General features: G+C 67.3%; 9 protein-coding genes. 4 read left to right on the top strand and 5 right to left on the bottom strand.

Annotation, left to right across the window (positions count from 1 at the left end):
• Nucleotides 1–9: 9 nt before the first annotated feature.
• The 4 genes from FPJ27_RS19315 (at nucleotide 10) to FPJ27_RS19300 (ending at nucleotide 7472) form a co-directional block, all read left to right on the top strand.
• Nucleotides 10–687: a response regulator gene (locus FPJ27_RS19315; protein WP_072442557.1), complete on the top strand. Its 678-nt coding sequence runs from the start codon at nucleotides 10–12 to the stop codon at nucleotides 685–687.
• 271 nt (nucleotides 688–958) lie between these two features.
• Nucleotides 959–2089: a porin gene (locus FPJ27_RS19310; RefSeq protein ID WP_204425170.1), complete on the top strand. Its 1131-nt coding sequence runs from the start codon at nucleotides 959–961 to the stop codon at nucleotides 2087–2089.
• Nucleotides 2090–2427: 338 nt separating this feature from the next.
• A complete protein-coding gene (locus tag FPJ27_RS19305; protein WP_204425168.1) occupies nucleotides 2428–4446 on the top strand; it encodes a site-specific DNA-methyltransferase in 2019 nt (672 codons plus the stop codon).
• The gene (locus FPJ27_RS19300; RefSeq protein WP_204425164.1) at nucleotides 4446–7472 is read left to right on the top strand and encodes a DEAD/DEAH box helicase family protein; all 3027 of its coding nucleotides are present in this window, start codon (nucleotides 4446–4448) and stop codon (nucleotides 7470–7472) included. The genes FPJ27_RS19305 and FPJ27_RS19300 overlap by 1 nt, the downstream gene beginning before the upstream one ends.
• A 372-nt stretch (nucleotides 7473–7844) precedes the next feature.
• Here the strand turns inward: FPJ27_RS19300 and FPJ27_RS19295 are convergent, their stop codons facing one another.
• From FPJ27_RS19295 to egtB, 5 genes are all read right to left on the bottom strand, one after another.
• A complete protein-coding gene (locus tag FPJ27_RS19295; RefSeq protein ID WP_204425156.1) occupies nucleotides 7845–8219 on the bottom strand; it encodes a hypothetical protein in 375 nt (124 codons plus the stop codon).
• 205 nt (nucleotides 8220–8424) lie between these two features.
• Nucleotides 8425–8679 carry a glycine zipper 2TM domain protein gene (locus FPJ27_RS19290; RefSeq protein WP_034183774.1) on the bottom strand — a complete coding sequence of 85 codons (255 nt, stop codon included), beginning with the start codon at nucleotides 8677–8679 and terminating at the stop codon, nucleotides 8425–8427.
• A 37-nt stretch (nucleotides 8680–8716) separates the two neighbouring features.
• The gene (locus FPJ27_RS19285; RefSeq protein WP_204425154.1) at nucleotides 8717–9034 is read right to left on the bottom strand and encodes a hypothetical protein; all 318 of its coding nucleotides are present in this window, start codon (nucleotides 9032–9034) and stop codon (nucleotides 8717–8719) included.
• Between the two features lie 326 nt (nucleotides 9035–9360).
• On the bottom strand, nucleotides 9361–10374 hold the full coding sequence (gene egtD / locus FPJ27_RS19280) for an L-histidine N(alpha)-methyltransferase (RefSeq protein ID WP_204425152.1): 1014 nt from the start codon (nucleotides 10372–10374) through the stop codon (nucleotides 9361–9363).
• Nucleotides 10358–11584 carry an ergothioneine biosynthesis protein EgtB gene (gene egtB / locus FPJ27_RS19275; protein WP_204425150.1) on the bottom strand — a complete coding sequence of 409 codons (1227 nt, stop codon included), beginning with the start codon at nucleotides 11582–11584 and terminating at the stop codon, nucleotides 10358–10360. The genes egtD and egtB overlap by 17 nt, the downstream gene beginning before the upstream one ends.
• Nucleotides 11585–11899 lie beyond the last annotated feature (315 nt).

Raw genomic sequence — 11899 nt, 5'->3', positions numbered from 1 at the left:
GATGTCCCCATGAAACTCCTGCTGGTCGAAGACAACGCCGAACTCGCGCACTGGATCGTGAACCTGCTGCGCGGCGAGGATTTCGCGGTCGACAGCGTCGGCGACGGCGAACGCGCCGACACGGTACTGAAGACCGAACGCTACGACGCGGTGCTGCTCGACATGCGCCTGCCCGGCATCAGCGGCAAGGAAGTGCTCGCGCGGCTGCGGCGCCGCAACGACAACGTTCCGGTGCTGATGCTGACCGCGCACGGCTCGGTCGACGACAAGGTCGACTGCTTCGGCGCGGGCGCCGACGATTACGTGGTGAAGCCGTTCGAGTCGCGCGAGCTGGTTGCGCGGATTCGCGCGCTGATCCGCCGGCAGGCCGGCGTCGGCACGACGCAGCTCGTGTGCGGCGATCTCGTCTATGCGTTCGGCACGCGCGAATTCCGCTGCGGCGAAACGGTGCTCGCGCTGCGCCGCCGCGAGCACGCGATCCTCGAAACGCTGATGCTGCAGCAGAACAAGACGGTGTCGAAGGCACGGCTGATGGACAGCGTGTTCGCGCTCGACGACGAGCCGAGCGCCGACGCGATCGACATCTATATCCACCGGCTGCGCAAGCATCTCGCGGGCAGCACGGCGGAGATCATCACGCTGCGCGGGCTCGGTTACATCCTGCGCGCGAAAAGCGCGCACGATTGACGGGCGTTCCTCCTCGCCCCCGAACATCGATTCGTAGCACGAAACGTCTCCGGAAACCCGGCGGGCGCGCGTCCGCACGCCTGCACCATCCGCGATTGTTGCGCGTTCGGTGTTTTCACCGATCCGATTCTTGCGTCGGGGAAAGCGTCGTGAAGGATTGCACCCTCTACGATGCTACGCGTCGGCCCTCTCGCAGTGGCCGGCAAGAGTCGGCATACATTGCGTACTGCCAACGACCAGATTTCAATGCGGCAGCTCGGAGGAGACGATCTTGAAACGAAAAACCCTTGCCCTTTCCATCGCGGCGGCAGGCCTGTGCGCCGGCACCCACGCGCATGCGCAGTCGAGCGTGCAGCTCTATGGCCTGATGGACCTGAGCTTTCCGACCTACCGGACCCATGCCGACGCGAACGGCAAGCACGTGATCGGCATGGGCAACGAAGGCGAGCCGTGGTTCAGCGGCAGCCGCTGGGGCCTGCGAGGCGCCGAAGACATCGGCGGCGGCACGAAGATCATCTTCCGCCTCGAAAGCGAATTCGTGGTCGCGAACGGCCAGATGGAAGACGAAGGCCAGATTTTCGACCGCGACGCGTGGGTCGGTGTCGAGGACGAACGCTTCGGCAAGCTGACGGCCGGCTTCCAGAACACCATCGCACGCGACTCGGCGGCGATCTACGGCGACCCGTATGGCTCCGCGAAGCTGTCGACCGAGGAAGGCGGCTGGACCAACTCGAACAACTTCAAGCAGATGATCTTCTATGCGGCCGGCCCGACCGGCACGCGCTACAACAACGGCATCGCGTGGAAGAAGCTGTTCGGCAACGGCATCTTCGCGAGCGCCGGCTACCAGTTCAGCAACTCGACGCAGTTCGCGACCGGCTCCGCGTACCAGGTCGCGCTCGGTTACAACGGCGGCCCGTTCAACGTGTCGGGCTTCTACAACCACGTGAACCACGGCGGCTTCAGGAACCAGACGTTCTCGGTCGGCGGCAACTACACGTTCGATATCGTGCGCCTGAATGCCGGCTACTTCCGCTACAACGGCGACCAGGGCTCGCTTGGCCAGCGCCACGACGATTCGTGGACGGTGTCGATGAAGATCGCGCCGAAGGGCGCGCTCGACTACGAGCTCGGCTACCAGCAGATGCGCGTCAAGAACGCCGCGAACAACGCGGACGGCTTCACGCCGAACGCGAACCTCGGCGCGTTCAGCCTGACCAACGGCGTCGCCAACGGCTTCAAGGAGACGATCTACGGGTCGGTGTTCTATCACCTGAGCAAGCGCACCGAGGTGTACCTGGCCGGCGACTACATGAAGCTGCATGGCGGCTACACGGCGGCGTCGACGTTCGGCGCGAAGAACCAGCTCGAACTGACTTCGGGCATCCGTACGCGTTTTTGACCGGAAGCGGGGCCCATCGCGCCCCGCCGTTCCCTCCGTCCGGGATTCTTCTCCATGCGGGCACGCCGGCGCTTTGCGCCGACCGTGCCCTTTTTTTCGTCCTTTCCGCGGTGCCGCTCGACGCTCGCGAAGCGGCCGCCGGCCGACCGCGCGACAACCGGCCCGAACCCGCTTGCGGCCCGTCCGGCGGGCGATCGCGGCCGATGCGCGCACGCCCGGCCCACATCGGCGCTTGACCTGCGCCGACCGACTCGCTAGCGTTTCGGGTTTGCCCGGGCGGCCATTGCCGCCGGTGCCGTGAGCGCGCCCGACGTCCTGGCGCGCGCGGCCGGGCTCCGATGGAAAAGACGATGCAGAAACTCGATGCGGCCAGCCCGCAGGCGATGTCGACGGATTTCACCGCCGACAACGTCGCGCGCCTGAAGGCGCTGTTCCCCGAACTCGTGACCGAAGGCCCTGACGGCGCGTCGGTCGACGTCGACGTGCTGAAGGCGCTGATCGGCGAGCGCACGGTCGGCGACGCCGACGAGCGCTACGGCTTCCACTGGCACGGCAAGCGCAGCGCGCGCCAGGCCGCGCTGACGCCGTCGACGGGCACGCTGCGCCCCTGCCCCGACGACAGCGTCGCGTGGGACGACACGCGTCATCTCGTGATCGAGGGCGACAACCTCGACGTGATGAAGCTGCTGCACAAGAGCTACGCGGGCAAGGTGAAGCTCGTCTACATCGACCCGCCGTACAACACGGGCAGCGATTTCGTCTATCCGGACGACTTCAGCGACAGCATCCGCCACTACCTGGCGATGACCGGGCAGACCCAGGGCGGCGCGAAGCGCAGCACCAACACCGAGGCGAACGGCCGGTTCCATACCGACTGGCTGAACATGATGTATCCGCGCCTGAAGCTCGCGCACGCGCTGTTGTCCGACGAAGGGCTGATCGCCGTGCACATCGACGAGCACGAGGTGCATGCGCTGGTGCTGATGCTGCGCGAGATCTTCGGCGAGGAGAACGAGCTCGGCGTCGCCGTGTGGGACAAGCGCAACCCGAAGGGCGACGCGCGCGGCGTCGCGTACCAGCACGAATCGCTGGTGCTGTTCGCGCGCAATGCCGAGACGCTGCTCGAGCAGGCGCCGCTCAAGCGCCCGAAGCGCAACGCGCAGCGCATGCTCGACGCCGCGCATGACGCGGTGTACCGCAGCGGCAACCCGAAGGATGCGCAGAAGGCATACCGCGCGTGGATGAAGGCGCAGACCAACCTGTCCGGCGGCGAAGTGATGTACGACCGGCTGTCGGCCGATGGGCGCGTGTACCGCCTCGTGTCGATGGCATGGCCGAACAAGAAGAAGGCGCCGGAAGAGTATTTCACGCCGCTGATCCATCCGGTCACCGGCAAGCCGTGCGCGATGCCGGCGCGCGGCTGGCGCAACCCGCCCGCGACGATGCAGGCGCTGATCGAGCGCGGCCAGATCGAATTCGGCGCGGACGAAACCACGCAGCCGCAGCGGATCTACTACCTCGACGAGAACATGTACGAGAACGTGCCGTCGGTGCTGCCGTTCGCGGGCTCCGACGACGCGCTGCTGAAGACGCTCGGGATCCCGTTCGACCAGCCGAAGCCGGTCGATTTCGCGGCGGCCGTGATCGGCTGGTGCACGCGCGGCGACGACATCGTGCTCGACTGCTTCGCGGGCTCCGGCTCGACCGGCCACGCGGTAATGCAGGTGAACGCGACCGACGGCGGCGCGCGCCGCTACGTGATGGTGCAATTGCCCGAAGCGCTCGACCGCCGCGACAAGACGCAGCAGAGCGCGGCCGATTTCTGCACGAAGCTGAAGAAGCCCGCGACGCTCGCCGAAATCACCAAGGAGCGCCTGCGCCGCGCCGCGCAGCAGGTCGCGCGCGACTATCCGGAAAGCTATGGCGACCTCGGCTTCCGCGTGTACCGGCTCGACACGACCAACGTGATCGAATGGGACCCGCGCCGCGACGATTTCGACCATGCGCTGTTCGCGTCCGTCGAGCACGTGAAGACCGGCCGCACCGAGGACGACCTGCTCGCCGAGCTGACGCTGAAGCTCGGCCTCGACCTGTGCACGCCGGTCGAGCATCACCAGATCGCCGGCAAGGCCGTGCACCTGATCGGCCGCTCGATCGTCGCGTGCTTCGACGCACGCATCTCGCGCGACGACGCGGGCCCGCTCGCCGACGGCATCGTCGGGTTGCTTGACGCGAGCGGCGCGTCGCACGATGTGACGTGCCTGTTCCGCGACAGCGGCTTCGTCGACGACGTCGCGAAGCTCAATCTCGCCGCGCTGCTCGAACAGCACGGCGTGAAACGCGTGCGGAGCCTGTGATGCGGCTGCATTTCGAAGCGGATCTCGACTACCAGCGCGACGCGATCGACGCCGTCTGCGACCTGTTTCGCGGCCAGGAATCGTATCGCGGCGACTTCAGCGTGCTCGCGAACGCCGCGCCCGGCACTACGGCCGCAGCGCAAGGCTCGCTCGGCTTCGCGGTATCCGAACAGGGCGTCGGCAACCGGCTGTCGCTGACCGACGACGCGCTCGCGCGCAATCTCGCCGACGTGCAGTTGCGCGGCGGGCTGCCGCCGTCCGGTCTGCCCGGCTCGCGCGACTTCACCGTCGAGATGGAGACCGGTACCGGCAAGACCTACGTGTACCTGCGCACCATCTTCGAGCTGAACCGCCGCTACGGCTTCACGAAATTCGTGATCGTCGTGCCGTCGATCGCGATCAAGGAAGGCGTGCACAAGACGCTCTCGATCACCGAGGATCACTTCCGCGCGCTGTACGCGGGCGTGCCGTACGACTACTTCCTGTACGACTCCGCGAAGCTCGGCCAGGTGCGCCACTTCGCGGCGAGCGCGGCGATCCAGATCATGGTGATGACGGTTGCCGCGATCAACAAGAAGGAAATCAACAACCTCTACAAGGACAGCGAGAAGACCGGCGGCGAGAAGCCGATCGACCTGATCCGCGCGACGCGGCCGATCGTGATCGTCGACGAGCCGCAGAGCGTCGACGGCGGGCTCGAAGGGCGCGGCCGCGAAGCGCTCGCCGCGATGGCGCCGCTTTGCACGCTGCGCTATTCGGCGACGCACGTCGACCGTCACCACATGGTGTACCGGCTCGACGCGGTCGACGCGTACGAGCGAAAGCTCGTCAAGCAGATCGAGATCGCGTCGGCGATCGTCGAGGATGCACACAACAAGCCGTACCTGCGGCTCGTCGGCGTGTCGAACCGGCGCGGCGCGATCAGCGCGCGCGTCGAGCTCGACGTCGCGACGACGGGCGGCGTGAAGCGTCAGATCGTGTCGGTCACCGACGGCGACGATCTCGAACGCCTGACCAAGCGCGCGCTGTACGCGGGGCTGCGGATCGGCGAGGTGCATGCGCTGAAGGGCGCCGAATACGTCGAGCTGCGCCATCCGGAAGGCGAGGCGTTCCTGTCGCTCGGCGAGGCATTCGGTGACATCGACACGCTCGCCGTGCAGCGCGAGATGATCCGCCGCACGATCCGCGAGCATCTCGACAAGGAGCTGCGCCTCGCGGAGCGCGGCGTGAAGGTGCTGTCGCTGTTCTTCGTCGATTCGGTCGAGCGCTATCGCCGCTACGACGAGAACGGGATGCCCGTGAAGGGCGACTACGCGCTGATCTTCGAAGAGGAATATGCGCGCGCGGCACGCGTGCCGGCCTACCGTGCGCTGTTCGACGGCGTCGACGTCGCGCTCGAAGTCGGGCGCGCGCACAACGGCTACTTCTCGATCGACCGCAAGGGCGGCTGGACCGACACGAGCGAGAGCAGCGCCGCGGCCCGCGAGAATGCGGAACGCGCGTACGGCCTGATCATGCGCGAGAAGGAAGCGCTGCTGTCGTTCGACACGCCGCTGAAGTTCATCTTCTCGCACTCGGCGCTGAAGGAAGGCTGGGACAACCCGAACGTGTTCCAGATCTGCACGCTGCGCGACATCCAGACCGAACGCGAGCGCCGCCAGACGCTCGGCCGCGGGCTGCGCCTCGCCGTCGACCAGGACGGCGAACGCGTGCGCGACGCGGGCGTCAATACGCTCACCGTGATCGCGACCGAGCGGTACGAGTCGTTCGCGGAGAACCTGCAGAAGGAAATCGAGGCCGACACGGGCATTCGTTTCGGGATCGTCGAGGAGCATCAGTTCGCGGCGCTGCCCGTGCAGGAAGGCGACGGGCCCGCGCATGCGCTCGGCATCGAGCTGTCGCGCGTGCTGTGGACCCATCTGCACGAACAGGGCTACGTCGACGCGCAGGGCAAGGTGCTCGACCGGCTGAAGGATGCGCTGCGCCAGAGCGCGCTCGTGCTGCCCGACGCGTTCGAGACGCTGCGCGCGCCGATCGTCGCGACGCTGCGCAAGCTGTCGGGCCGCTTTGCGGTGCGCAACGCGGACGAGCGCCGCGCGATCGCGCTGCGGCGCGATGCGTCGGGCAAGGCCGTGGTGTTCGGCGAGGATTTCCGCGCGCTGTGGGATCGCATCCGCCATCGCACCGTGTACCGCGTCGAGTTCGACAACGCGAAGCTCGTGCGCGACTGCGCGGCCGCGTTGCACGACGCGCCGGACATCGCGCGTGCGCGGCTGCAATGGCGCAAGGCCGAGATCGATATCGGCAAGGCCGGCATCGAGGCGATCGAGGTGGCCGGCGCCGGCACGGTGCTGATCGACGAAGGCGAGTTGCCGCTGCCCGACCTGCTCACCGAACTGCAGGACCGCACGCAGCTCACGCGCCGTTCGCTCGCGACGATCCTGGCCGACAGCGGCCGGCTCGACGATTTCCGCGTGAATCCGCAGCAGTTCATCGCGGTCGCGGCCGAGGCGATCAACCGCTGCAAGCGGCTCGCGCTCGTCGCGGGCATCGCGTACCGCAAGCTCGGCGAGCGCCACGTGCATGCGCTCGAATCGTTCGAGAGCGAGGCGCTGACCGGCTATCTGCGCAACCTGCGGCCCGATGCGCGGAAGTCGATCCACGAAGCGGTCGTATGCGAGACGGACGCGGAGCGCGCGTTCGCCGATGCGCTCGAAGCGCACGACGGCGTGAAGCTGTACGCGAAGCTGCCCGCGTGGTTTCGCGTGCCGACGCCGCTCGGCAGCTATCACCCGGACTGGGCCGTGCTCGCGGAACAGGACGGCGGCGAGCGGCTGTACTTCGTCGTCGATACGCCGAATGCGGACGGCAACGTGCCGAGCGAGCACGAGCGCGCGAAGCTCGCGTGCGGCGAAGCGCATTTCCGTGCACTGGTGGACGGCGACGGCGCGGCGCGGTTCGTGCGCGTCAGGCAGGCGGACGCGTTGTTCGAACCCGCGGCGCCGCTGGCGGGCGCCGGGCGCTGAAACGAAGGGCGGCGACGAGCCGCCCAGGCTGCTGACGAACCCCACGTTTTTCGGAGCGTGGGGTTTTGTTTTTCCAGGAACGGGTCGGAGGGTCGCGCAGAGCGAGTAGATCGATCTGCCGCGCAAACGGCTCACGACGCGCAGTTTTTTCGTGGATCGGACCGTGCGCCGGCACCCGTGCGATGCCCGCTACCGGCGTCGATTTCCCGTTTGTTACCCGCGTGAAAGCGATTCGTATTCTCGCGCGTTTGCGGCGCGGTTACGGCTGGTTGCAAATCGGGGCGGCACGATGTTTTCGCGCGACAGCGGCATGGCGTTGCCGCAATGAAAAAGGGCGCCGAAGCGCCCTTCCATCACATTTGCGTGCCGTGCTTACAGCGTGCGGCCGAATGCGTTGCGATGCGAATGATGCGTGGACGTCGACGCATGCGCGGTATGGCCGTGCGTATGCCCGTGCGTGTGACCCTGGCCTGGCTGCACGCCGGCGCGATCGGCGATCGTATCGGAGCGGTCGGCCGCGCGCGCCAGGCCCTTGTCGCGGTCGCCCGCATGAATGCTGTTCGAGTTGCTGAGCGCCGAACTGCTCATATGGCCGCCGGACATGCCGCCAGCGTTACCGCCGGAGCCGCCTGCGCCATGACCGCCACCGTTGCCACCGCCATTGCCGCCGGCGGCCGCATACGCGGAAACCGTGCTGAGCGCGAGCAGCGCGGCCGTCAGTACGGACAGATATCGTTGAGTTTTCATCTTGTGCTCCCTGGAGCGCGTTTGTGTGATTGCATTCTAGGAACGCGCACGATTTGCGCCACACCACGTTGTAAATGATCGTAACGATGCGCGTGGCATGCATTCATCAGATCAATCCGGATGGCGCCGCCATCCTGTCATGCGTGAACGGGGAAACGAAGCAGGCCGGCGCGGCGCCGCAGCGCCGCTCCGGTGACGATTGTGCTTACTGCGCCGGCTGCATGCCCTGCACGGCGGCCTTGTGCTGCGCGGCCTGCTCTTGCGCGTGCTTCTTCGCCATGTGGTGGCCGACGATACAGCCGCCGACCGCACCGGCGACGGCGTGGTGCCCGGCGTAGTGGCCGGCAACACCGCCGACCACCGCGCCCTTCATGCAGCCCGCCGCGTGCGCGCTGCCGATCGTTGCGAGCGCAACGATGGCGGCGGTGGCGCACAGCCTGATGTGTCGAATGGGCATCATGCGTTCACACTCCTCTTGTATTGATTATTCGAACCGCTTAATCCCAGCGGCCGCCGCGCCAGCCGCCGCGATCGCGCCACTCGTGCTCGCGCCATTCACGGCGACGCCACTCGTGTTCGCGCCATTCGCGCTCACGCCAGCCATCGCCACGCCAACCATCGCGCCAACCGTCGCCACGATAGCCGACCGGCGCATACATGACCGGCGGAGGCGGAGCCACGTAGACGGGCGCCGGCGCCGCGTAGACGCCCGGCACGCCGATGCCGACCGACAGGTCGACGTGGGCCGATGCGACGCCCGAGGCTGCCAGCGTCGCTACACCGAGAACTGCACCGAGAATAAGTTTCTTGCTCATCTCGCGACTCCCTGCACGTGTCGTGCTTCATGTGAATACGGTTCGGAGTCTAGGCACGGGGCGCCGACACAGGTGAAACGGGTATGCGAGACCGGTAACGGGCGTTTACGGCGATCCTCGAAGCCTTGCAGGACAAGGGAGAGCGGGCATTCCAAGCACCGTTGCAACGGCGCATCGAGCCGGTAAAAAGGGGATTTTCGGCACGAAACCGGGCGATCGGAACGCGCCGGAGTGCGCGGGTGTGCGCGGGTGTGCGCGGGTGTGCGCGGGTGTGCCCGGCGTGCGAACCGCCCGCACCGTGCGCGAGCGGTTCGCCGGAGCGCGCGTTACGCGCGGATATCGTCGACGCTGCGCAGCCAGTGCACGCTGAACAGGTTGTCCGCGTCGGTCCACACGGTATCGGGCTCGAATCCTGCGCGGCGCGCGATCGCATGGAAGCCGTCGATCGTGAACTTGTGCGAGTTCTCCGTGTGGATGCGCTCGCCGGCTTCGAAGCGGAACGCATGGCCGCGCACGTGCACCGTCTGCGCGAGGTCGCTGACCAGATGCATTTCGATGCGCTGCCGCTCGCGGTCGTAGAACGCGCAATGCGAGAACGCGTCGAGATCGAAGTCCGCGCCGAGCTCTGCGTTCGCGCGCACGAGCAGGTTCAGGTTGAACTGCGCGGTCACGCCCTGCGCGTCGTTGTACGCGTGATGCAGCGTGCGCTCGTCCTTCACGAGATCGGTGCCGACCAGCAAGCCGCCGCCGCGCAGCAGCCGCGCGGCATCGCGCAGGAACGCGTCGGCCTCTTCCGGCGAGAAGTTGCCGATCGTCGAGCCGGGAAAGAAGCCGATGCGCCGCCGCGGCGTCGCGGTCAGCTCGGCGAGCTGCTCGGCCTTCGTGTAGTCGGCCGCGATCGGCGCGACGTCGAGCCACGGATAGGCCGAACGCAGCCGTGCAGCCGCGCCGTGCAGGTAGTCGGCCGAGATGTCGACCGGCACGTAGCGCGCCGGCGCATTCGCGTAGTTGCCCGCGAACGCGTCGAGCAGCACGCGGATCTTCTCGAGCGAGCCCGCGCCGAATTCGACGATGTCCGCATGCGGGCCGACGCGCCGCACGATCTCCGCCGCGCGATCGCGCAGGATGCCGAGCTCGGTGCGTGTCGGGTAGTACTCGGGCAGTTCGCAGATGCGGTCGAACAGCGCGGAGCCGGCCGCATCGTAGAAGTATTTCGGCGAAATGCTGCGCGGCGTGCGCGACAGTCCGTCGATCAGGTCGCGCTCGAACGCGCTCGGCCGCGAATCGCGGGCGGGTTGCTGGCCACCGCTCGTGGCCGTGAGGTCAGACGTCTCGCGCAAGTCGCACCCCCGTGAATTGCCAGCGCGCGGCCGGCGGAAAGAAATTGCGGTACGTCGGCCGTTCGTGCCCGGGCGGCGTCGCGATGCTGCTGCCGCGCAGGACCTGCTGGCCGACCATGAACTTGCCGTTGTATTCGGCCGCGACACCCGCGAGCGGCCGAAAGCCCGGATACGGCTCGTAGGACGAACGCGTCCATTGCCATACGTGCCCGAGCATTTGCCTGATGCCGTCCGCGGCGAACGCGGCTTCCCATTCGAACTCGGTCGGCAGCCGCGCGCCGGCCCATTCCGCATACGCGGCCGCTTCGTAGAAGCTCACGTGACACACCGGTGCATCGGGCGCGAGCGGTTCGACGCCGTGCAGGCCGAACGTGCGTCGTACGCGCGTGGCGGCCGCATCATCGTCGTCGGGCATCCAGTACGCGGGCCCTTGCCACCCTTCCCGCTGCACCGTGGCCCAGCCGTCGGACAGCCAGTATTCGGGGCGCGTATAGCCGCCGTCGGCGACGAACGCCGCGAATTCCGCATTCGTCACGAGCCGGTTCGCGATCTCGTACGGCCGTACGAGCGCCGTATGGCGCGGCCGTTCGTTGTCGAACGAGAACGCATCGCCGTCGTGGCCGATCTCGACGAGCCCGCCCGGCTGGTGCAGCCAGTGCAACGGGCCTGCGTCGCCCGCGGCCAGCGCGGCTTGCGCGTCGGCCCCGTTGCGCGGCCGGAACGCCGGCTTCAGCGGGTTGCACGAGAACGCATGCAGCATGTCCGTGACGATCAGCTCCTGGTGCTGCTGCTCGTGATGCAGGCCGAGCTCGATCTCGGGCGCGATTGCCTCGAGCAGCGCCGGATCGGCGCCGGCCAACGCGCGCAGCATCGCTTCGTCGACGTGCTGCCGGTACGCGTGCACCTCGTCGAGCGACGGCCGCGTGAGCAGCCCGCGCTGCGGCCGCGGATGGCGCGGGCCGAGCGCTTCGTAATAGGAATTGAAGAGGAACTGGAAGGCGTCGTCGAACGGCGCGTAGCCGGGCACGCGGCGCATCAGCACGACGGTTTCGAAGAACCAGGTCGTATGCGCGAGGTGCCATTTCGTCGGGCTCGCGTCGGGCATCGACTGCACGGCCTGGTCTTCGGCGGACAGCGTCGCGGTCAACGCGACGCTATGGGCGCGCACGTCCTGGAAACGGCGCTGAAGCTGTGATGCAAGGAGGCTCATCGGTTTACCGTTCACGTCGCAATTCGCTGCGTTGCGTTGCCGGAAAAGGGAAAGCCTAGCGCGTGATGCGCGCGGCTGACGTGCGACCTGCTGCTGCGTCGTCGGGCAGCCGGCGCGCGCGCCGGGCCGCTGATGCGGCTTCACTTCATCTGCCCGTGCAGAACAGTATGGTCCAGAAATGTGAATGCTGCGAATCGGGATGCGGATGAAACGCGATCGAAAGAAAAATGAAAGTATTGGCCGTGCGCGTGTCGCATGCGTGACTGACCGTCGATGCGTGCCCGAGTGCGGCGTTGCGGGGTGTGCAACGCACAT

Origin of the sequence: Burkholderia sp. MS455 (assembly GCF_016899445.1) — a bacterium.
Taxonomy (GTDB): Bacteria; Pseudomonadota; Gammaproteobacteria; order Burkholderiales; family Burkholderiaceae; genus Burkholderia; species Burkholderia pyrrocinia_C.
Note: the sequence above shows the minus strand (reverse complement) of the source record. Positions and strands in the feature narration are given on the sequence as shown.